A 22764-nucleotide genomic window follows, 5' to 3' on the forward strand; every position below is an offset into this window, starting at 1 on the left:
GTCGTGCGGCGATGGGTTTAGAGAATGTTGAACGGGACGGTGGTGACCAGGCGGAACTCGTTGATGCTGCCGTCGGCCTGGTTGCGGCTGGAACGGTGTTCAGTGTAGGTAGCACGAATGGCCGTGGCTTTCAGAGGGCCGCTCTGTACGGCATAGGACGCGCCGACGCCGGTTTCATAGTGGTTCTCGTCATCCATGCCACGTACGTCATACGCGGTACCGGTGTAGTGGGTGCCGTCGATGCCCCAGCCGCGAGCGCGGTAGACGTTGAACTTCAGGCCTGGCACGCCGTATTCGGCCATGTTGATGCCATAGGCAATCTGGAAGGATTTCTCGTTCGGGCCGTTGAAGTCCGACAGCAGGGAGTTGGCCAGGTAGATGCCGTTGGTTTCGTGCAGGTAGTCGAAGTACTCGTTACCGTTCACTTCCTGGTAGGAGAAGGTCAGGCTGTGAGCTTGATGGGTCAGGCCCAGCGACAGGGAGTAGGTGTCGTTGTCGATCTCACCCATCTCCTTTTTACCTTCGTCCACGGTCTTGTAGTAGTTCAGGCCGGTGGTCAATGCCAGGACCGAGGCGTCGCCCAGTTCGTGGGTGGCACCGAAGTAGTACTGGTTCCAGAAGTCTTCGACCTGGGAGGCGTACAGGCTGGTCTTCAAGCTCTTGAGCGGCTGATAGTTCAGGCCGACGACGCTGACCTTGTCGGTTTCTGCGCCGTTGTTGGTGTACTCGGAGCGGAATTTCGACAGGCTCTGTTCTGTACGCGGCGAGACGCGGTCAAATACGCCGGCATCGAACGACAGGTTGCTGAACTCTTCGCTGTGCAAGCTCACACCCTCGAAACTCGAAGGCAGCGGACGGTTGCCGATCACGTCGACGATCGGGGTGCTGAAGTTCTGGCGACCCGCGGTCAGGGTGGTGTTGGAAATCCGGGCCTTTACGTTGGCCAGGCCCAGCTTGCTCCACTGGTCCACGGCATCGCCGTTGTTCTCGGCCAGGGTGCGGTTACCACCGTTGGCAATGTCCTTGCGGCTGCGATCCAGGACCACTGCGTTGTAGGCCGCGACTTCGGTACTGAAACCCACGGTGCCCTGAGTGAAGCCCGAGGTGTAGTTGAGGATGGTGCCCTGGACCCAGTTGATACGACGATCGGTGGGGCGTGTCTCACCGTGTTTCTGATAGCTGAAGTTTCCGCGTTTCAATAACTCATTGGCATACCAGTTGCGCGTAGTGCCCGACAGGCTTTGGCCGTCGATGAAGCCCTTGGCTTCGGATTGGGCGCTGGTACTCGCCAGTTCGGTCGGCACGAATGCCTGGCTTTGCTGCTCTGCGTACGCCGTGGCGGTAACGCTGCTGATGGCCAGGGCCAGTAACGCGGTGCTGCTCAGTTTCATGGGTAACGCTCCTTTTTCTTTCTTTATCAATGCCGGTCTTTTTGGGTGATACGGCTGTCGGTTTTGCTGCTGACTACAGATCGCAAACGTTTGCAGTAGGCCTGATCGGCGAATTACGGCAAGACATCTGCGTGAGAGCCCCAAGGGGCCCTCGCTGTAGGACTGATCGGTTATGGGTTCAGGCTGACGCCCGAGAACACGTTGCGACCGAAGGGGCTGACCTTGAACCCCTCGACTTTGGCACTCAGCGGCTGGTTGACCGTCGAGTGGGCAACCGGGGTGATCGGCACTTGCTGCTTGAGCAACTGCTGGGCCTGTTTGTAGAGCACGGTGCGTTGGTCGCGGTCGGTGACGACCTTGGCCTGCTTGATCAGCTTGTCGTAATCCTGGTCGCACCACATGGAGTAGTTGTTGCCGCCAATGGCGTCGCAGCTATACAGCGTGCCCAGCCAGTTGTCCGGGTCACCGTTGTCACCGGTCCAGCCGATCAGGCTGATGTCGTGCTCACCATTCTTGGTGCGCTTGATGTACTCGCCCCATTCGTAGCTGACGATCTTCACCTTCAGGCCGATTTTCGCCCAGTCGGCCTGGAGCATCTCGGCCATCAACTTGGCGTTGGGGTTGTACGGGCGTTGCACGGGCATGGCCCAGAGGGTGATTTCGGTACCTTCCTTGACCCCGGCGGCCTTGAGCAATTCCTTGGCTTTTTCCGGGTTGTAGGCCGCGTCCTTGATCGTGTCGTCGTAGGACCACTGGGTCGGTGGCATGGCGTTGACCGCCAGTTGCCCCGCGCCCTGGTACACGGCGTTGAGGATGCCCTGCTTGTTCACCGCCATGTCCAGCGCACGGCGCACTTCGACCTGGTCGAACGGTTTGTGGCGGGTGTTATAGGCGATGTAGCCAAGGTTGAAGCCGGGCTTCTCGATCAACTGCAGCTTGGGATCGTTCTTCAGGGCCGGCACATCGGCTGGACGCGGATGCAGGGTGACCTGGCATTCGTTGGCCTTGAGCTTCTGCACCCGTACCGAGGCGTCGGTGTTGATGGAGAAGATCAGGTTTTTCAGCTTGACCCGTTCCGGTGCCCAGTACTGGGTGTTGGCGACGTAGCGGATGTTGGAGTCTTTCTGGTAGCTCTTGAACTCGTATGGGCCGGTACCGATGGGTTTCTGGTTGATGTCGCTCGGCTTGCCATTCTTCAGTAGCTGGTCGGCGTACTCGGCCGACAGGATCGCGGCGAAGCTCATGGCGATGTTCTGGATGAACGCGGCGTCGACGCTGTTGAGGGTCATGACCACGGTCAATGGCCCGGTCTTCTCCACCTTGGCGATGTTCTTGTTCAGGCTCATGCCGTTGAAGTACGGGAACTCGGTGGGGTAGGCCTTGCGGAACGGATGCTGCGGATCGAGCATGCGGTTGAAGGTGAACAGCACGTCGTCGGCGTTGAAGTCCCGGGTCGGCGTGAAGTAGTCGGTGCTATGGAATTTCACCCCTTCGCGCAAATGGAAGGTGTATTTCAGGCCGTCTTCGGAAATATCCCAGCTCGTCGCAAGGCCCGGTACGACATTGGTCGCGCCCTTTTCAAACTCGGCCAGGCGGTTGTACAGCGGTTCGGCGGCATCGTTGTCGGTGGCGGTGGTGTACTGCGCGGTGTCGAAACCAGCGGGGCTGCCTTCGGAGCAGAACACCAGGCTGCCGCCGGCAGCGGCCTGGGCCACGGATGTCGCGGCCATCAGGCCGGTACTCAGCAATGCAGATAAAACCAGGGTATGGCGCATGACGCTCCCTCTTTCGTTCGGGGTGTTTAACAGTGAACCGGCGTCCATCCGGGGACAGGTCCGGGACACTGAGCTCATTCCATTGCGTGCAGCGATGTTGCAGGTGAGAAAAGCCGTGGAGCCTCGATCCACTGTCGGGTATGCAGAGGCTTCGGGATGTAGGCGATTTCCGGGGGCTCGGCAGGTAAGGCAATGGCGCGTTTAAAAGCGCTGTTGCAGTCATGCCAGTCAGTCAAGAAAAACCAAGCTGCATGCCGCTCTTGTGGCGAGGGGATTTAGCGAAGCGTCGCACCGCCCCACTGGACTGCGAAGCGGCCCCAATGGCTGGCACCTTTATATGCCTGACACAGCGGGGTCGGCTCTTTAGGGCCGCTTCGCGCCCCAACGGGGATAAATCCCCTCGCCACAAGAGTTCTATGCAGCTAGTTGTTTAACTGGCCCGCACCTTATTTGCTGACGCTGACACCGTAGAAGGAGTTCAAGCCGAATGGGCTGATCTTGAAATCCTGCACGTTGGTGCGCATGGGTTGGAACACCGTCGAGTGAGCGATAGGTGTCATCGGCACAGCATCCTTGAGGATGTGTTGCGCCTGCTTGTACAACTCGGTGCGCTTGGCCTGATCCGATGTGCGCTTGGCCTGCTTGACGATGTCGTCAAACTTCTTGTCGCACCACTTGGAGAAGTTGTTGCCCTGCAGCGAGTCGCAACCGAACAGCACGTTGAGCCAGTTGTCCGGGTCACCGTTGTCGCCGCTCCAGCCGATCAGCATCGCGCCGTTCTCGCCGCCCTTGGAACGCTTGATGTACTCGCCCCACTCGTAGGTGACGATCTTGGCCTTGATGCCGATCTTGGCCCAGTCGGACTGCAGCATTTCAGCCATCAGCTTGGCGTTGGGGTTGTACGGGCGCTGGACCGGCATCGCCCACAGGTTGATTTCGGTACCTTCCTTGATGCCCGCTTCCTTGAGCAGCTGCTTGGCTTTCTCAGGGTTGTAGCCTGCATCCTTGATGGTGGTGTCGTAGGACCACTGGGTCGGCGGCATGGCGTTGACCGCCAGTTGGCCTGCGCCCTGGTACACCGAGTCGATGATCTGCTGCTTGTTGACGGCCATGTCCAGTGCCTGGCGCACTTTCAGTTGGGCCATCGGGTTGGGCTGGTCGCTGCCCTTGATCTTGTCCATCACGTTGTAGGCGATGTAGCCCAGGTTGAAGCCCGGCTGGTCCGGCATCTTCAGGTTCTTGTCTTCACGGATGGCCTGCAGGTCGGCAGGGCGCGGGAAGAGGGTGACCTGGCATTCGTTTTTCTTCAGCTTCTGGATACGTACCGACGGGTCGGTAGTGATGGCGAAGATCAGGTTGTCGATCTTCACGTCTTCCGGAAGCCAGTAGTCCTTGTTGCCGGTGAAGCGGATGTTCGAGTCTTTCTGGTAGCTCTTGAACACGAACGGACCAGTGCCGATCGGCTTCTGGTTGATATCCGAAGGCTTGCCTTCCTTGAGCAACTGGGCGGCGTATTCGGCGGACTGGATCGATGCGAAGTGCATCGCCATGTTCTGGATGAACGCGGCATCGACGGCGTTGAGGGTGAACTTGACGGTCTTGTCGTCGAGCTTCTCGACCTTGGCGATGTTGGTGTCCATGCCCATGTCGGTGAAGTACGGGAACTCGGTCGGGTACGCCTTACGGAACGGATCGTCCTTGTTGATCATGCGGTTGAACGTGAACAGCACGTCGTCGGCGTTGAACTCACGGGTCGGCTTGAAGTACGGGGTGGTATGGAACTTGACGCCATCGCGCAGATGGAAGGTGTAGGTGAGGCCGTCTTCGGAAATGTCCCACTTGGTCGCCAGGCCCGGGATCACGGCGGTGCCGCCGCGTTCGAACTGGGTGAGGCGGTTGAAGATGGTTTCAGCAGAGGCGTCGAAGTCGGTTCCGGTGGTGTATTGACCCGGGTCGAAGCCAGCCGGGCTGCCTTCGGAGCAGAACACCAGGTTAGTCGCCGCAGAGGCGAAGGGTGCGCTGGCTAATAGGCTGGCGCCGACTAAAAACGGAATGACCGCGTGTTTAAGCATGTTGGCCTCATGATTTGTTGTCATTTTTGGATTTGAGGGCGACCTCGTGAGTCGTCCTGCGGATACTTATGCAGGCCCCATACCCAATGCAAGATCCAGAGCGGGTCCAAATCTGAATCAGTGGCACGAACGTACCTTAATGTCGCATCTGTGTAAGTTCTGGCACAGTTGATCGTTTGCGCCGTTTTTTTTGGTGCATGTATTGCCTTTAATCGGTGCGCGATAGGGCTTTCGCGCACCGGATTGGGGCGGGCTCTACTGTTGCAAACCCACGCCGTAGAAGGGTGTGAGGCCAAACGGGCTGAGCTTGAAATCCACCACATGCCTGTTTATCGGCTGGAACACCGTGGAGTTGGCAATCGGTGTAATCGGCACCTGTTGCTTGAGGATTTGCTGCGCCTGTCGGTACAGGTCGATCCGTTGCTGGCGGTCGGTGGAGACCTTGGCTTGCTGGATCAGCTTGTCGTAGGCCGGGTCGCACCACTTGGCGTAGTTGCTGCCCTTGACCGCCGCGCAGCTGTAGAGCACGCCGAGCCAGTTGTCCGGGTCGCCGTTGTCGCCGGTCCAACCATAGATCATCGCGTCGTGTTCACCATTCTTGGCGCGCTTGATGTACTCGCCCCATTCGTAGCTGACGATGTTGGCCTTGATGCCGATTTTCGCCCAATCCTGCTGGATCATCTGCGCCGACATCCGTGCGTTGGGGTTGGACGCGCGTTGCACCGTCATCGCCCACAAATTGATGGTGGTACCGGGCGCAACCCCGGCTTCCTTGAGTAGCGCCTTGGCCTTGGTCACGTCATGGGGTGCGTCCTTGATCGCCGGGTCGAATGACCACTGGGCCGGCGGCAGGGCATTCTGCGCCAGTTGCCCGGCGCTCTGGTACACCGCCTTGATGATCGCCGGCTTATCGATGGCCATGTCCAACGCCTGGCGCACCTTGAGTTGGTCCAGGGGCGGGTGCGTGACGTTGTAGGCCAGGAAACCCAGGTTGAAGCCGGGCTGCCTGAGCACTTGCAGGTTCGGGTCCTGTTCCATCACCTCGATGTCCGCCGGGCGCGGGTAGCCGCTGACCTGGCATTCGTTGCGCTTGAGCTTTTGCAGGCGCACGGCGGCGTCGGGGGTGATGGAGAAGATCAGGTTATCGACCCTCACGTCCTCGGGTTTCCAGTAGGCCGTATTGGCGGCGTAGCGGATCTGCGAGTCCTTCTGGTAGCGCTTGAACACGAACGGACCGGTGCCGACGGGCTTCTGGTTGAGGTCGCCGGCCTTGCCTTCCTTGAGCAACTGCGCCGCGTATTCGGCGGACTGTACGGAAGCGAAACTCATTGCCAGGTTCTGCACGAACGCGGCATCGACGTTGTTCAGGTTGAAGCGCACGGTGTGCTCGTCGACTTTCTCGACGCTCTTGATCGTGGTGTTCAGGCCCATGTCGGTGAAGTAGGGCGACTCGGTCGGGTAGGCCTGGCGGAACGGCTGTTGCGGATCGAGCAGGCGCTGGAAGGTGAACACCACGTCGTCGGCGTTGAAGTCGCGGGTGGGGCTGAAGTAGTCGGTGGTATGGAATTTCACGCCGTCGCGCAGGTGGAAGGTGTAGATCAGGCCATCGGCGGAGACATCCCAGCTCGTCGCCAACCCCGGCTCGACCTCGGTGCCACCGCGCTTGAACTGAGTGAGACGGTTGAAGACGGTTTCGGCCGAAGCATCGAAGTCGGTGCCGCTGGTGTATTGGCTGGGGTCGAACCCGGCGGGGCTGGCTTCGGAGCAGTAGACCAGGGTGGTGGCGGCCTGGGCCAGGGGGGCGCAGCTGATCAGGGCGAGAGTGAGCAGCAATGGTTGGAAAGTGGTTCTGTCCATGAAATCCCTTGGGGCGTGGTGACGGTTTTCATGGAGATTAGCGTTGTGGGCGGGAGAGGGGGAAATATCCAAAAGTGAGGAGGACCGTTGGGTTTGGATATACCTCTATTGCCTTGGGTTGTGATGAGGTGGCCTGACAGCCAAGTCATATCTTCTGGCCTGAGTACCTATGTACGTTCATCAGCAATGGCTGCGGCTGATTCAAGTCGGAATCTGAACGACTATCCAAGAGACGTCGTCCTCGACGCTTACGGGATCGAACATCTCACCGTCAAGCAACCTCGCTTGTGTCGCGTCGTCCAAGTCAGCCCAAAAGCCATCGGTTGCAAAAACCAGTTTCTCACCTTCAAGGGTCGCTCTCGTGACTATCTCTGGGTCTGGTTTTTTCCGTGCTTTGAAACTCCGGCTTATCCGGTGCCTGCCTGGATCTGCTGCCAGTTGCCTATGGTTGCGATTGCGCCTCCAATTGGCGAGACAGTGAGGTGTTGTAAGCCATGTGATCGAAGTGTCTGAACAAGCTACCCCAGCGCAGCAATCGCCTTCGTAGGCAATTGTGAGCAGTCCTTCGGTGGCTACGCCGACCAGATAGCTCGCCGACCCTGTGAGGAGACTTGAGAAGAGTCTGTGATGCGCGTCATTCAGGACATCGTTAAGCAGGGCTGCTGCCTTTTCATGGCTATTATCCGAGCAGCCATCCGCGATCTTCTCAACATATCCCGTGAGTATCTGGTTGAGCAGAGCCTGTGCGAGCGGGCCGCTGCCTGGTTTGGATGTGCCGTCGACGACGACAAATAACCCTCGTGTTCCGTCGAATATTGCTCCTGCACAGTCTCGGTTCTCGCCTCTACCCTGCCCTTTCACGGACCTGGTTGCGTAGATCATTTGATGTCGCTCAGTTGTTTCAGGCGCTGGTAAATCAGTTTGCCTCGGCCGGGGTTCGCGCTGACTGAATGGGAGCTTTCGATCACGTAGTCGATTGAGTTCAGAGCCAGTAACCTGGTAACACCGGTTGCAATGTACGTTCGCAACACCTGATCAGCTTGCCTGACCTCCTCAAGCAACTCGGTGCGGCCATCGACGATAAGAAGGATATCTTCAACGTCTTTGTGAAATGCGTCGTCTTTTCCGCGACCTTTGAATGCTTCGAGTTTCGTGGCGACAAAATAGGCTGGTTTGAAGATTTTGATTGCTATCCCACTGGGGAGAATGCGGGTGTCTGCGTTCGCCAGGCCATCTACAAACCAGCGATTTTCATATCCGAGAATCTCCTTCACAGACGGCATTACGTCGACAATCACATCGTTGAATTTGAATCGACACGTTACATCGCTATGTTCGGCGGTAATCTTGAAGCCATTATCGGCCAGGCGCTCTGTCAACCTTTGCCAGTCAGCAATGCCACCTAGTTCAATGACCAGGTCAACGTCGTCAGTGCTGCGGATATCGTCCAGGACCACGTCGTCAGTGCACAGGAGCCAGGTGGTAGAGCCGCCGACGAAAGCGACTTCCTTTAAAAGCTCATCGCCCAACCCTTGCGCGACGGCGTTCAGCATCTCGTAGTTGTGATCCGAAGCACTGCTCAAAGGCCCATCCCTTTTTTTAGAAGCTTAATGGCGACGCTTGTCTCGCGAGGTCCGCCCAGGCGAATGGAGTCCACCAGCGCTAAGTAGTGGTAGAGGGTTCGGTCGTTCTTCACTGCTTCAGGCACAGTCTTATAGAGGGGGTCGATGGTCTGGCCGCGCTCTGTCCCATGTGGGTCCGGCCAGACGTGAATATTTTCCCCTGCACTTTTCAGGTGCTTGGAAAGTACTGGCGATGCAAATCCTGTTGGAATCCCTCTCGCCAGGGCGCCAGGCTTGACTGGGAAAAAGTACTTGAGTGCATGCTCGGTGATCTTCAAAAGCGCTGGACGATTCACTTTGGGCAAGGACGTTTCATAATCGTTTGTCACGAGTCCTGCCTCCCGGCATCGGACGATTGAATTTGATATCTCACTTTTGCTCAAGCCCAGGGACTCTGCCAAGGCTCTCAGGGTGTAGCGGTCTTCCCATTTGGTGGCCGGACTTTTTTGGGAGAGATCGTTGGCATCCCACCCCTCCCAAGGGAATGAGTCTGCATCGATGAGGCCTTTTATGGCGACCTCCAAGTTGTCCCAGGATTTTTCTGGCGACGCCGAGGTAATGAATTGAAATTCCTGGGTGTAGTCATCCGGTAGTAAGTCAATTGAGGAAAGGCCGCCCCATGCCACCGTTGGGTTGCCAGTTGGCGACATTTCCTCCTGCGCATGAAGGCTGGCCATTTTGTACATCAGTAAAATATCTTGACCTTTCATCGCAGGCTGTTCTCTGGTTGTCCACGTTCCATAAAACGTGGACAACGTTCGCACGCTATTTTTGTCAATGTCAAAAGCTTTTTGCGGTTTTGGGTGTACTGATTTGGCTGGAATGCGTCCTTTTGGCGAGGAGCTTGCTCCCTCACCACAGGGGATGGTAGGGCTGGACGCGGCGCGAATCATTCAGGTGCATCGGAAGGATCCCCAGGGCCGAAGGGAAACATCCCACGGCTTTTTAAGGTTGTCCCTCGGAAGTGCGCTCTCTAACCTTTGAACGTCGCTGCCATTCAGCGACCGGGTGTGGAAACCTGAACCTTTTAGTAGTGTCATGGCTGACATGGTGTTGCCGACGTCCTGTTTCGTCTGCAAACTGCGTCCTGGCAGCTGTGCGTGGGCAGGCTTCGGTCTGGCCGGGTCCTACTAACCGGTATTTCCACCCCGCGTACCGCTGCCACCTTATTGTCGTGTGGAAACGACACAGGGATGGCTCCAATTTTCAAGTAGGAGCATTGAATATGGACAAGTTGATTCCCGATCCACCGTTCAACAGAACCAACCCTCTTTCCAGTTTCGAAACCGTCGAAGAACTCCTCAAAGACCGCGCCGCTGCCGAGCGGGTACTCGATCATTACCTCAACCCAAAGCCTCCAGCGCCCAGCACCGATCCGCGCATCGACAGCCTGTTCTCCGTCACCGCCAAAGCGGACGCCGACACGCTATTGACCAGCACCTGCGAAACCCTGGCCTCGGTCAAAGCCATGGCCGAGGATCTGGCCTTCGAGGTGGATGGCACGCGCCGTAGCGTGGCGTTGGGGATTCATCAGTTGGTGGAGTTGTGTCAGTTGCTGGTGGACAAGGCGTTGGATCAGCTTGAGGTGCCGGCCCGTCCGGTTAAGGTGTAGCGAGGAAGTGCCCACCTGGTAAAGGGCGGGCACTGTCCTGTGGCGAGGGGATTTATCCCCGCTGGGCTGCGCAGCAGCCCCCAACCTGATACCTCGGTGTGTCAGATTAGTTGAGGTCGCTGCTTTTGGGTCTGCTTCGCAGCCCAGCGGGGCGGTGCGACGTTTCGCTAAATCCCCTCGCCACAAAGGCATGTCACTGGGCTGGATATTTCTGTCAGCCCACTCTCACTGCATCAACACCTCAATCGCCCCATCCGCCGTCATGCTCACCTTGCTGGTGCCCGCTTCCACTTCTGGCGTAACGGACTCGGCATCCATGGCCCCGGCCTTCATCATCATCGGCGCCCGCATGTAGGGTTGTGGATAGCCGTTGGTGTTGAGGTTCAGGTTGACGATTTTGTAACCCTTGCCACCCAGGGCTTCGGTAGCCAGTTGGGCGCGGGCCTTGAACGCGTTGACGGCGTCCTTGAGCAGGGCGTCTTCGCTGCTCTGGCGGGTGGCGGTGGAGATGGCGAAGTCCATGCCGCCCATTTTCATATCGGTCAGCAATTCGCCGGTGAGTTTGGACAGGGCGGCGAAGTCGGCGCTTTCCAGGCGCAGTTCGGCGCGTTCGCGCCAGCCGGTGATTTTCTGGCCCTTGCCGTCGTAGATCGGGTAGCTGTTGCGGCTGCCCTGGCGCAGGGTGATCTCCTTGACTTGCTTGGCCTGGCCGATGGCCTTGTTCAGCGTGGTGCTGACGGCGGCGGCGAGCTTGGCCGGGTCGGTGTTTTGCTCTTCGGTGTAGAGCGTGACGATCATCAGGTCGCGGGCCACTTCCTGGCTGGCTTCGGCGCGCAGGGATATCTGGTTGTAATGCAGTTCATCGGCGGCCAGGGCCGGCAGGCTGGCGACGGTGCCGAGACTGAGGGCGAGGAGGGCGGCGGGGCGACTGAACGTGTGCATGAAAGCTCCTTGGGATGATGTGCAGGGGTAAGGTCCGGGCCTGCGTGAACGATAAGACTCTAGCGTTTGCAGCTCGGTTCGCACAGTTACAACTTCTATACAGATGTAAGGCCAATGCCGATCCCCTGTGGCGAGGGGATTTATCCCCGTTGGGCTGCGCAGCAGCCCCCTGCGCTATGTCAGATGGACCGAGTTGCTTGTCTTGGGGGTGCTTCGCAACCCAGCGGGGATAAATCCCCTCGCCACAGGGGAGATGTGTAGCATTGAGCGGCTGTGGCGCTTTGCCGCACAGCTGCCTGCGCAAGCCGCGCCTTGGTTATACTCCGTGCGATTCGCCTGGAGCGCTCATCAGGAGAGCTCATGCTCGCCCCTTTGCAAATGACTTCCGCCTCGCGCCAGAACCTCTGGCGGCTGACGTTCATCCGTATCCTGGTCCTTGCGGCCCAGGCCGGGTCCGTGGGGCTCGCCTATTGGTTCGACCTGTTGCCGCTGCCCTGGCTGCAACTGGCGATTACCCTGGTGTGCGCTTCGGTGCTGTGTGCGCTGACGGCGATTCGCCTGCGCGCCTCATGGCCGGTGACGGAGCTGGAATACGCCGTGCAACTGGCCTGCGACCTGTTTATCCACAGTGCGCTGCTGTATTTCTCCGGCGGTTCCACCAACCCTTTCGTGTCCTATTACCTGGTGCCCCTGACCATCGCCGCTGTGACGTTGCCGTGGCGCTTTTCGCTGATCCTGTCCGGCATCGCCCTGGCGCTGTACACCTTGTTGCTGGCGCGCTTCTATCCTCTGGAAACCTTCCCCATCGCCCGGGAGAACCTGCAGATCTACGGCATGTGGCTGAGTTTCGCCCTGGCCGCGTCCGTCATCACGTTTTTTGCCGCACGGATGGCCGAGGAGCTGCGTCGTCAGGAAGAACTACGGGCCATCCGTCGTGAAGAAGGCCTTCGGGACGAGCAATTGCTGGCCGTGGCGACCCAGGCCGCCGGCGCCGCCCATGAGTTGGGCACGCCGCTGGCAACCATGAGTGTGCTGCTCAAGGAGATGCAACAGGATCATCCCGACCCGCTGTTGCAGGACGACCTCAGTGTGCTGCAGGATCAGGTCAAGCTCTGCAAGGAAACCCTGCAATACCTGGTGCGCGCCGCCGAGGCCAACCGCCGGCTGGCGATCGACATGCAGGACGTCACCGACTGGCTCGACGAGGCCCTCAATCGCTGGCACCTGATGCGCCCGGAAGCCAGTTACCGCTTCCAGTGCCTGGGATATGGCCCAGTGCCGCGCATGGCGCCGCCACCGGACTTGACCCAGGCGCTGCTGAATCTGTTGAACAACGCCGCCGATGCTTGCCCCGAAGGCATGGAGGTGACGCTGGACTGGAATGCCTTTGAGCTGATTATCAGCATTCGCGACCGCGGTGCCGGTGTGCCGTTGGCCATCGCCGAGCAGATCGGCAAACCGTTCTACACCACCAAGGGCAAAGGCCTCGGCCTGGGCCTGTTTTTGAGCAAGGCCAGCGTGACACGCGCCGGCGGCTCGGTGAAACTCTACCCCCATGAGAGCGGCGGCACGCTCACCGAGCTGCGCCTGCCCCATGCCGACCGAGGAGACGAACATGAGTGACGAGATCCAAGTCGACGGCGAAGAACTGCCGCACCTGTTGCTGGTGGATGATGACGCCACCTTTACCCGGGTCATGGCCCGGGCGATGTCCCGTCGCGGTTTTCGCGTGAGCACCGCCGGTTCCGCCGAGGAGGGCTTGACCATCGCCCAGGCCGACCTGCCGGACTATGCCGCCCTGGACCTGAAGATGGACGGCGACTCGGGCCTGGTGCTGTTGCCCAAGCTGCTGGAGCTGGACCCGGAGATGCGCGTGGTGATCCTCACCGGTTATTCGAGCATTGCCACGGCGGTCGAAGCCATCAAGCGCGGCGCCTGCAATTACCTGTGCAAACCGGCGGACGCCGATGACGTGCTGGCCGCGCTGCTGTCCGAGCATGCCGACCTTGATACCCTGGTGCCGGAAAACCCCATGTCGGTGGATCGCCTGCAATGGGAGCACATCCAGCGGGTGCTGACCGAGCACGAAGGCAACATCTCCGCCACCGCCCGCGCCCTGGGCATGCACCGGCGTACCTTGCAGCGCAAATTGCAGAAGCGGCCCGTGCGTCGCTGAACCTGTGCTGAATGGATAGTGTCCACCCCCTCGCGACACATCGGGCCGTTGCTCTATGATCGGCCCGACTCTTTCTCTTTATTGAGTTTTAACCATGAATCAGAACGCTGAATATTCCGCGGTCAATGACGCAGTGCGCGGGCAGTTCTTCCGCCGTGTCTGGCAAATGACCACGCCGTACTGGCGCAGTGAGGAGAAGGGCAAGGCCTGGACGCTGTTGATCGCCGTCATCGCGCTGTCGCTGTTCAGTGTGGCGATCTCGGTGTGGATCAACAGTTGGTACAAGGATTTCTACAACGCCCTGCAAGAGAAAAACAGTGAGGCGTTCTGGCAGTTGATCCTGTATTTCTGCGGCATCGCCGCGGTGGCGATACTGGGCGCGGTGTACCGCTTGTACCTCACGCAGATGCTCACCATTCGCTGGCGGGCCTGGTTGACCGAGCAGCATTTTGCCCGCTGGCTCGGCAACAAGAACTACTACCAGTTGGAGCAGGGCGGCTACACCGACAACCCGGACCAGCGGATTTCCGAAGACCTCAACAGCTTCACCAGCAATACCCTGGGTCTGGGGTTGGGCTTGCTGCGCAACGTGGTCAGCCTGGTGTCGTTCTCGATCATCCTGTGGGGTGTGTCGGGCAGCATCGAGGTGTTCGGCTACACCATTCCCGGCTACATGTTCTGGTGCGCACTGGTGTACGCGGCGGTGGGCAGTTGGCTGACGCACCTGATCGGCCGTCGCCTGATCGGCCTGAACAACAACCAGCAGCGCTTCGAAGCCGACCTGCGTTTTTCCATGGTACGGGTGCGCGAAAATGCCGAAAGCATTGCGCTGTACAACGGCGAACCCAACGAGAACCGTCGCCTGAGCGGGCGTTTCGGGCTGGTCTGGCAGAACTTCTGGGACATCATGCGGGTGTCCAAGCGCCTGACATTCTTCACCTCCGGCTACGGCCAGATCGCGATCATCTTCCCGTTCATGGTGGCGGCGCCGCGCTACTTCGCCGGCAAGATCCAGCTGGGCGAACTCATGCAGATCAACTCGGCGTTCGGCAACGTGCAGGAGAGTTTCAGCTGGTTCATCAGCGCCTATACCGACCTCGCCGCGTGGCGCGCCACCTGTGATCGTCTGCTGAGTTTCCGCCAGGCCATGAGCGACAACGAAGAGCGTGTGCCGGCCATCGATGTGCAAAGCCAGGGCAACCAACTGAAGGTGCACAACCTGGGGTTGGATCTGAATGACGGACGTCATCTGCTCAACGACGCCGACATGACCGTCGGGGCCGGTGAGCGGGTGATGCTCAGCGGCCGCTCCGGCAGCGGTAAATCCACGCTGTTCCGGGCGATGGGACATCTGTGGCCCACCGGGCATGGTCGTATTTTGCTGCCGACGGCGCGTTACCTGTTCCTGCCGCAAAAGCCCTATCTGCCCATCGGCAGCCTGCGTGAAGTGTTGAGTTATCCACAGCCTGGCGACGTCTACCCCAACGAACGTTATGCACAGGTGCTGGAAACCTGCCGCCTGCCGCACCTGATCGCGCGGCTGGACGAAAGCAACCACTGGCAGCGCATGCTCTCGCCCGGCGAGCAGCAACGCCTGGCCTTTGCCCGAGCACTGCTCTACGCACCGCAGTGGTTGTACATGGACGAAGCCACCTCGGCGATGGACGAAGAGGACGAGGCGACGCTGTATCAGGCGTTGATCGATCAGTTGCCAGGGTTGAGCATCGTCAGCGTCGGCCACCGAAGCAGTTTGAAACGTTTCCATCCGCGACATGTGCGTATCGAAAATGGCCAACTGCTGGAGCGCGCTGAAGTCACCTGATTGCCTGTGTCGATCATTGTTGTGGCGAGGGGATTTATCCCCGCTGGGCTGCGGAGCAGCCCTTGTCCTATCAGCAAAAGGCGATGTCGATTGGCGTTTGATTTGATGGGGCGCTCCGCGCCCAACGGGGATAAATCCCCTCGCCACAACCGGCAATCCATGAAAAGGCCGCCAGGGAACACGGTGATCATACAACCACGTTACGCTATGATGATGCGCATTCAACCGCTTGCCGAGACACAGACCCATGGAAAACCCGATCGACGTACCGCGCTTTCCCCGTAAGCGCCGCAGCCTGGCGCAGGAGTTGGTGACGGTGCTGACCGAGCAGATCCGTGACGGCCTGCTCAAGCGTGGCGACAAGTTGCCCACCGAGTCGGCGATCATGGAAGCCCATGGCGTCAGCCGCACCGTGGTGCGCGAAGCGATTTCCCGCTTGCAGGCCGCAGGGCAAGTGGAAACCCGCCATGGCATCGGCACCTTCGTGCTGGACACCCCAAGCCCGAGCGGTTTTCGGATCGACCCGGCCACGGTGGTGACCTTGCGTGATGTGCTGGCAATCCTGGAATTGCGCATCAGCCTGGAAGTGGAGTCCGCCGGGCTTGCGGCCCAGCGTCGTAGCGACGAGCAACTGGCGACGATGCGCGCCGCCCTCGATGCACTGAACGAAAGCGCAGCCCACGCCACCGATGCAGTGGCCTCGGACTTCGCCTTCCACCTGGAAATCGCCCTGTCCACAGGCAACCGCTATTTCACCGACATCATGACCCACCTGGGTACCAGCATCATCCCGCGTACCCGGGTGAACTCGGCACGCCTGGCCCATGACGACCAGCAACACTACATGGACCGCCTGAGCCGCGAGCACGAGGAAATCTACGAGGCTATCGCCCGCCAGGATTCGGACGCTGCCCGTGCCGCCATGCGCCTGCACCTGACCAACAGCCGCGAGCGGTTGCGCCAGGCCCATGAAGAAGCGCAAGCGCAGGGCTGATCCGCGAGAACCCTGTGGCGAGGGGATTTATCCCCGCTGGGCTGCGAAGCGGCCCTAAAGCCAGACTACCCGGTGCATCAGGCAGATTGAGTTGATTGTTTTGGGGCCGCTGCGCAGCCCAGCGGGGATAAATCCCCTCGCCACAGGATGGTCTACCTCAATACCTATGTGCCTGCACGCGGCATGAGCCGAAGAACCTTACTCAACCTTCAAGCGCACCGGCGCCGAAAGCATGTCATCGCCATAGTCATCGGACTCGCTGAAATACCGGTAACGCAGTTCAACCACCTGGCCGCGATACTTTTCCAACCTGGCCTTGGGCACGGTCAGTTCCAGTACGGTGAGTTTCTGCGCGTTGCCCTCATCGTCATAGCTGGACAGGGACTTTCGGTCGGCCCATTCAACGGGTTCCGAGCCGAGGACCGGCGCGACCTCCCACTCGTATCCGATTTTATCCAGGTCCGGGATCCTGAATTTCAGTCCGCCTTCCAGATCCGCCAAATGAACGGTGACCACGTCTGTGTTGGGATCTGTGTCTGAGTACCGGGTGAGGACAGGCTTTTTATAAGTGCTCATAGCGTCACTCCTTGAGGGATCGAGCGGGTCGGTCAGGCTGTTTTAGGACATCGCCTGACGAGGTGAAACTGTCAGAGTCGACAGTGCGGATGAACGGTCCGCCGGTCTTTTTCCCCTTCAATGACGAAATGCAGTTGACGTTCGTATTTTAAGTTGTACGATGACCTACAACTTCTGGCCGAAGCTTACCTCTCTCAAACACAATTTTTGCGTCCCAGGGTGTTCGAATAATGAATCCACAAGAACTGAAGTCCATCCTCTCGTCTGGCCTGCTGTCGTTCCCGGTCACCGATTTCACTGCACAGGGCGATTTCAATCGCAACAGCTACATCAAGCGTCTCGAGTGGCTGGCCCCCTACGGCGCTTCGGCCCTGTTCGCAGCCGGCGGCACCGGTGAATTCTTCTCCCTGGCCGCCAGCGAGTATTCCCAAGTCATCAAGACCGCTGTCGACACCTGCGCCACCAGCGTGCCAATCCTCGCTGGTGTCGGCGGCGCGACTCGCCAGGCCATCGAATACGCTCAAGAAGCCGAGCGCCTGGGTGCCAAGGGCCTGTTGCTGCTGCCGCACTACCTGACCGAAGCCAGCCAGGACGGCGTTGCCGCCCACGTTGAAGCGGTGTGCAAATCGGTGAAGATCGGTGTGGTGGTGTACAACCGCAACGTCTGCCGCCTGAACGCCACTCAACTGGAGCAGTTGGCCGAGCGTTGCCCGAACCTGATCGGCTACAAGGACGGCCTGGGCGATATCGAGTTGATGGTGTCGATCCGTCGTCGCCTCGGCGATCGCTTCAGCTACCTGGGCGGCCTGCCGACCGCTGAAGTCTACGCCGCGGCCTACAAGGCCCTGGGCGTACCGGTCTACTCCTCGGCGGTGTTCAACTTCATTCCGAAGACCGCGATGGACTTCTACCACGCCATCGCCCGTGACGATCACGCCACCGTCGGCAAGATCATCGACGATTTCTTCCTGCCGTACCTGGACATCCGCAACCGCAAGGCTGGCTATGCCGTGAGCATCGTCAAGGCGGGCGCGAAGATCGCCGGCTACGACGCAGGCCCTGTGCGCACCCCGCTGACCGATCTGCTGCCAGAAGAATACGAAGCCCTGGCCGCGCTGATGGACAAGCAAGGCAAGCAGTAACAGACCCGACAAAGCCACTGAGCAATCAGCGGCTCGTTCCCATGCTCCGCGTGGGAATGCACCCAGGGATGCTCTGCGTCGCCAAAAGCCGAACGCAGAGCGTCCGTTGAGGCGTTTCCACGCTGAGCGTGGGAACGATCGGAACTAGACAGGCATTTTGTAAGGAGAAGCATCCGTGGCAGATGCAAAGCGTTTCGATAACTACATCAACGGTCAATGGGTGGCCGGTGCCGACTATTGCACCAATATCAACCCCTCTGACCTGTCCGATGTCATCGGCGAGTACGCCAAGGCTGACGCAGCTCAAGTCAACACCGCCATCGAAGCCGCCCGCGCCGCGTTCCCGGGCTGGTCGACTTCGGGCATCCAGGCCCGTCACGATGCGCTGGACAAGGTGGGCAGCGAGATCCTCGCCCGCCGTGAAGAGCTCGGCCAACTGCTGGCTCGGGAAGAGGGCAAGACCCTGCCCGAAGCTATCGGCGAAGTGACCCGCGCCGGCAACATTTTCAAGTTCTTCGCCGGTGAATGCCTGCGTCTGTCCGGCGACTACGTGCCGTCGGTGCGTCCGGGCGTCAATGTCGAAGTGACCCGTGAAGCCCTGGGTGTGGTCGGCCTGATCACGCCGTGGAACTTCCCCATCGCCATCCCCGCATGGAAAATCGCCCCGGCCCTGGCCTACGGCAATTGCGTGGTGATCAAGCCTGCCGAGCTGGTACCGGGTTGCGCCTGGGCCCTGGCGGAAATCATTTCCCGCGCCGGTTTCCCGGCCGGTGTGTTCAACCTCGTGATGGGCAGCGGTCGCGTGGTTGGCGAAGTGCTGGTCAACAGCCCTAAGGTCGACGGTATCAGCTTCACCGGTTCCGTGGGCGTGGGTCGGCAGATCGCCGTCAACTGCGTGTCGCGCCAGGCCAAGGTGCAGTTGGAAATGGGCGGCAAGAACCCGCAGATCATCCTCGATGACGCCGACCTCAAGCAGGCGGTCGAACTGGCGGTGCAGAGTGCGTTCTACTCCACCGGCCAACGTTGCACGGCCTCCAGCCGCCTGATCGTCACCGCCGGTATCCACGACAAGTTCGTCGACGCCATGGCCGAGCGCATGCAATCGATCAAGGTCGGTCATGCCTTGAAGGCAGGTACGGACATCGGCCCGGTGGTCTCCGAAGCCCAGCTCAACCAGGACCTGAAGTACATCGATATCGGCCAGAGCGAAGGCGCGCGGCTGGTCAGCGGCGGTGGCCTGGTGACGTGCGACACCGAAGGCTATTTCCTGGCGCCGACCCTGTTCGCCGACAGCGAAGCGGCCATGCGCATCAGCCGTGAAGAAATTTTCGGCCCGGTGGCCAACGTCGTGCGTGTGGCCGACTACGAGGCGGCGCTGGCGATGGCCAACGACACCGAGTTCGGTCTGTCCGCCGGTATCGCCACCACGTCGTTGAAGTACGCAAACCACTTCAAGCGCCATTCCCAGGCGGGCATGGTGATGGTCAACCTGCCAACCGCCGGCGTGGACTACCACGTGCCGTTCGGCGGACGCAAAGGTTCGTCCTATGGTTCGCGTGAGCAAGGTCGCTACGCACAAGAGTTCTACACCGTGGTGAAGACCTCCTACATCGGTTCCTGAAACACAGCAATACCTTGTAGGAGCTGCCGAGTGCAACGAGGCTGCGATCTTTGTCCTGTCGCTTGAGTCCCAAGCGAAAAAGATCAAGATCAAAAGATCGCAGCCTGCGGCAGCTCCTACACCCGCGACACAACATTGACCCGCATAAAAATAAATAGTGGGAGTACTGTTACATGCAAGCGACCAAGCCGACTCACGTCCGCTATTTGATCCTGCTCATGCTGTTCGTGGTGACGACGATCAACTATGCCGACCGTGCCACCATCGCCATCGCAGGCTCCAGCCTGCAAAAAGACCTCGGCATCGATGCCGTGACCCTCGGTTATATCTTCTCCGCCTTCGGCTGGGCCTACGTGGCCGGGCAGATTCCTGGCGGCTGGCTGCTCGACCGCTTCGGCTCGAAAAAAATCTATGCCCTGAGCATTTTCACCTGGTCGCTGTTCACCGTGCTGCAAGGCTATGTCGGTGAATTCGGCATGTCCACGGCCGTGGTTGCGCTGTTCATGCTGCGCTTTCTGGTCGGTCTGGCCGAAGCGCCGTCCTTCCCGGGCAACGCCCGCATTGTCGCGGCCTGGTTCCCTACCGCAGAGCGTGGCACGGCTTCGGCGATTTTCAACTCGGCGCAGTACTTCGCTACCGTGTTGTTCGCACCTTTGATGGGCTGGATCGTCTACCGCTTCGGCTGGCAGCATGTGTTCATCGTGATGGGCGTGATCGGCATCGTGTTCTCGCTGATCTGGCTCAAAGTGATCCATAGCCCGCGTCAGCACCCGATGATCAACGAGGCCGAGTTCAACCACATCGCCGCCAATGGTGCGATGGTCGACATGGACCAGGACAAGGGCAAGAAGAAGGCCGACGGTCCGAAGTGGGATTACATCCGCCAACTGCTCACCAACCGTATGATGCTCGGCGTGTACCTGGGCCAATACTGCATCAACGGCATCACCTACTTCTTCCTGACCTGGTTCCCGGTGTACCTGGTCCAGGAGCGCGGCATGACCATCCTCAAGGCCGGTTTCATCGCGTCCTTGCCGGCGATCTGCGGTTTTATCGGCGGCGTGCTGGGCGGGGTGATTTCCGACTACCTGCTGCGCAAGGGCCACTCGCTGACCTTCGCCCGCAAGGCACCGATCATCGCCGGCCTGCTGGTGTCCAGCAGCATCGTGGCCTGCAACTACGTGGAAATCGAATGGATGGTGGTGGGCTTCATGGCCCTGGCCTTCTTCGGCAAAGGTGTAGGCGCGCTGGGCTGGGCGGTGGTGTCCGACACGTCGCCCAAACAGATCGCCGGTTTGAGCGGTGGCTTGTTCAACACCTTCGGCAACCTGGCATCGATCACCACGCCAATCGTCATCGGCTACATCATCAGCTCCACCGGTTCGTTCAAATGGGCCCTGGTGTTTGTGGGTTGCAATGCGTTGATGGCGGTGTTCAGTTACCTGGTCATCGTCGGGCCGATCAAGCGTGTCGTGCTCAAGGAACCTGCGGCCAAGGATGCCGACCTCTCCAGCCTGTCTGAAGCCAAATCCTGAAGGAGCGGCACCGATGCAACTGATTGAACATGCCGATTCGCCCCGTTACATCCGCCTGCACGAGCGGGACAATGTGGTGATCGTCGTCAATGACCAGGGCGTGCCGGCCGGGACCGAATTCCCGGACGGCCTGGTCACCGTGGACTTCGTGCCACAGAGCCACAAGGTCACGCTGCTGGACATTCCCGAGGGCGGCGAGGTGATTCGCTACGGCCAGGTCATTGGCTATGCGCTGCAACCGATCCCCCGTGGCAGTTGGGTCAAGGAAGACCAGTTGCGCATGCCCACCGCGCCGCCGCTGGACAGCCTGCCGCTGTCCACTGACGTGCCGGCCGCCGATGCGCCGCTGGAGGGCTACACCTTCGAAGGCTACCGCAATGCCGACGGTACCGTCGGCACGCGCAATATCCTTGGCATCACCACCACGGTGCAGTGCGTGACCGGGGTGCTGGACCATGCGGTCAAGCGCATCAAGGAAGAATTGCTGCCCAAGTACCCGAACGTCGATGACGTGGTGGCGCTGACCCACAGCTACGGTTGTGGCGTGGCGATCACCGCCACCGATGCGTACATCCCGATCCGCACCGTGCGCAACCTGGCGCGCAACCCGAACCTGGGTGGCGAGGCGCTGGTGATCAGCCTGGGTTGCGAGAAGTTGCAGGCCGGGCAGGTGATGCACGACAACGACAGCTCGGTGGACCTCAGCGAGCCGTGGTTGTATCGCCTGCAGGACTCCAGCCATGGCTTTACCGAAATGATCGAGCAGATCATGGCGCTGGCCGAAACCCGCCTGAAGAAGCTCGACCAGCGTCGCCGTGAAACCGTGCCCGCTTCGGAGTTGATCCTGGGCATGCAATGCGGCGGCAGCGATGCATTTTCCGGCATCACCGCCAACCCGGCCCTGGGCTATGCCTCGGACCTGTTGCTGCGTGCCGGGGCGACGGTGATGTTTTCCGAAGTCACCGAAGTGCGCGATGCGATCTACCTGCTGACCTCCCGGGCGCAAACCCGGGAAGTCGCCCAGGAACTGGTGCGCGAGATGGACTGGTACGACCGTTATCTGGCCAAGGGCGAGGCGGATCGCAGTGCCAACACCACGCCGGGCAACAAGAAGGGCGGACTGTCGAACATCGTCGAAAAATCCCTGGGCTCGATCGTCAAGTCCGGCAGCAGCGCGATCAACGGCGTACTTGGCCCGGGCGAGCGCTTCAAGGAAAAAGGCCTGATCTTCTGCGCCACGCCGGCCAGCGATTTTGTCTGTGGCACACTGCAACTGGCGGCGGGGATGAACCTGCACGTGTTCACCACCGGTCGTGGCACGCCGTATGGTCTGGCGATGGCACCGGTGGTGAAGGTCTCGACCCGTACCGAACTGGCCCAGCGCTGGCCGGACCTGATCGACATCGACGCCGGCCGGATCGCCACTGGACGGGCGACGATCGAAGAGTTGGGCTGGGAGCTGTTCCACTACTACCTGGATGTAGCCAGCGGCAAGAAGCAGACCTGGGCCGAGCAGCACAAGATCTACAACGACATCACCTTGTTCAACCCGGCGCCGATTACCTGATCTGACGTTGTCGTTGATCGTTCCCACGCTCTGCGTGGGAATGCAGCCAGGGACGCTCCG

18 protein-coding genes are annotated in these 22764 nt (G+C 59.9%); 9 read left to right on the forward strand and 9 right to left on the reverse strand.

Going from position 1 to position 22764, the window contains the following annotated elements; all coding sequences use genetic code 11:
• Positions 1–17: 17 nt before the first annotated feature.
• The 7 genes from LOY67_RS04025 to LOY67_RS04055 all read right to left on the reverse strand — a co-directional run bounded on the left by LOY67_RS04025 (position 18) and on the right by LOY67_RS04055 (position 9427).
• A complete protein-coding gene (locus LOY67_RS04025) occupies positions 18–1391 on the reverse strand; it encodes an OprD family porin (protein WP_265066046.1) in 1374 nt (457 codons plus the stop codon).
• A 170-nt stretch (positions 1392–1561) separates the two neighbouring features.
• Positions 1562–3166 carry an ABC transporter substrate-binding protein gene (locus tag LOY67_RS04030; protein ID WP_265066047.1) on the reverse strand — a complete coding sequence of 535 codons (1605 nt, stop codon included), beginning with the start codon at positions 3164–3166 and terminating at the stop codon, positions 1562–1564.
• 446 nt (positions 3167–3612) lie between these two features.
• A complete protein-coding gene (locus LOY67_RS04035; RefSeq protein WP_265066048.1) occupies positions 3613–5238 on the reverse strand; it encodes an ABC transporter substrate-binding protein in 1626 nt (541 codons plus the stop codon).
• 255 nt (positions 5239–5493) lie between these two features.
• On the reverse strand, positions 5494–7095 hold the full coding sequence (locus tag LOY67_RS04040) for an ABC transporter substrate-binding protein (protein WP_265066049.1): 1602 nt from the start codon (positions 7093–7095) through the stop codon (positions 5494–5496).
• 201 nt (positions 7096–7296) lie between these two features.
• The gene (locus LOY67_RS04045; RefSeq protein WP_265066050.1) at positions 7297–7977 is read right to left on the reverse strand and encodes a serine/threonine protein phosphatase; all 681 of its coding nucleotides are present in this window, start codon (positions 7975–7977) and stop codon (positions 7297–7299) included.
• Complete coding sequence (locus LOY67_RS04050; protein ID WP_265066051.1) at positions 7974–8678, reverse strand: hypothetical protein; 705 nt, start codon at positions 8676–8678, stop codon at positions 7974–7976. Before LOY67_RS04050 ends, LOY67_RS04045 begins: the two co-directional genes overlap by 4 nt.
• The gene (locus tag LOY67_RS04055; RefSeq protein ID WP_265066052.1) at positions 8675–9427 is read right to left on the reverse strand and encodes a MarR family transcriptional regulator; all 753 of its coding nucleotides are present in this window, start codon (positions 9425–9427) and stop codon (positions 8675–8677) included. The genes LOY67_RS04050 and LOY67_RS04055 overlap by 4 nt, the downstream gene beginning before the upstream one ends.
• A gap of 515 nt (positions 9428–9942) precedes the next feature.
• On the opposite strand from LOY67_RS04055, the gene LOY67_RS04060 reads away from it, so the two are divergent.
• A complete protein-coding gene (locus LOY67_RS04060) occupies positions 9943–10329 on the forward strand; it encodes a DUF6124 family protein (protein ID WP_265066053.1) in 387 nt (128 codons plus the stop codon).
• Between the two features lie 225 nt (positions 10330–10554).
• Here the strand turns inward: LOY67_RS04060 and LOY67_RS04065 are convergent, their stop codons facing one another.
• Positions 10555–11271 (reverse strand): SIMPL domain-containing protein, encoded by a 717-nt coding sequence (locus tag LOY67_RS04065; protein WP_265066054.1) that lies wholly within the window; start codon positions 11269–11271, stop codon positions 10555–10557.
• Between the two features lie 360 nt (positions 11272–11631).
• Here LOY67_RS04065 and LOY67_RS04070 point away from each other — a divergent pair, with 360 nt between their 5' ends.
• The 4 genes from LOY67_RS04070 (at position 11632) to LOY67_RS04085 (ending at position 16263) form a co-directional block, all read left to right on the forward strand.
• Complete coding sequence (locus LOY67_RS04070) at positions 11632–12894, forward strand: ATP-binding protein (RefSeq protein WP_265066055.1); 1263 nt, start codon at positions 11632–11634, stop codon at positions 12892–12894.
• Positions 12887–13447, forward strand: a complete 561-nt coding sequence (locus LOY67_RS04075; protein ID WP_003177957.1) for a response regulator transcription factor — start codon at positions 12887–12889, stop codon at positions 13445–13447. The genes LOY67_RS04070 and LOY67_RS04075 overlap by 8 nt, the downstream gene beginning before the upstream one ends.
• 94 nt (positions 13448–13541) lie before the next feature.
• On the forward strand, positions 13542–15269 hold the full coding sequence (locus tag LOY67_RS04080) for an ABC transporter ATP-binding protein/permease (protein WP_265066056.1): 1728 nt from the start codon (positions 13542–13544) through the stop codon (positions 15267–15269).
• Between the two features lie 247 nt (positions 15270–15516).
• Positions 15517–16263 carry a FadR/GntR family transcriptional regulator gene (locus LOY67_RS04085; RefSeq protein ID WP_041020795.1) on the forward strand — a complete coding sequence of 249 codons (747 nt, stop codon included), beginning with the start codon at positions 15517–15519 and terminating at the stop codon, positions 16261–16263.
• A 198-nt stretch (positions 16264–16461) separates the two neighbouring features.
• Here the strand turns inward: LOY67_RS04085 and LOY67_RS04090 are convergent, their stop codons facing one another.
• Positions 16462–16839 (reverse strand): hypothetical protein, encoded by a 378-nt coding sequence (locus LOY67_RS04090; RefSeq protein ID WP_265066057.1) that lies wholly within the window; start codon positions 16837–16839, stop codon positions 16462–16464.
• A 230-nt stretch (positions 16840–17069) separates the two neighbouring features.
• Between LOY67_RS04090 and kdgD the strand changes: the two genes are divergently transcribed.
• From kdgD to garD, 4 genes are all read left to right on the forward strand, one after another.
• Positions 17070–17981, forward strand: a complete 912-nt coding sequence (kdgD, locus tag LOY67_RS04095) for a 5-dehydro-4-deoxyglucarate dehydratase (protein WP_265066058.1) — start codon at positions 17070–17072, stop codon at positions 17979–17981.
• Between the two features lie 175 nt (positions 17982–18156).
• Positions 18157–19602, forward strand: a complete 1446-nt coding sequence (locus LOY67_RS04100) for an aldehyde dehydrogenase family protein (protein ID WP_265066059.1) — start codon at positions 18157–18159, stop codon at positions 19600–19602.
• A gap of 173 nt (positions 19603–19775) precedes the next feature.
• Positions 19776–21137 (forward strand): MFS transporter, encoded by a 1362-nt coding sequence (locus LOY67_RS04105; RefSeq protein WP_265066060.1) that lies wholly within the window; start codon positions 19776–19778, stop codon positions 21135–21137.
• A gap of 13 nt (positions 21138–21150) precedes the next feature.
• The gene (gene garD, locus LOY67_RS04110; protein WP_265066061.1) at positions 21151–22704 is read left to right on the forward strand and encodes a galactarate dehydratase; all 1554 of its coding nucleotides are present in this window, start codon (positions 21151–21153) and stop codon (positions 22702–22704) included.
• Positions 22705–22764: the final 60 nt, after the last annotated feature.

It is taken from the genome of Pseudomonas sp. B21-056 (genome assembly GCF_026016325.1).
Lineage (GTDB): Bacteria > Pseudomonadota > Gammaproteobacteria > Pseudomonadales > Pseudomonadaceae > Aquipseudomonas.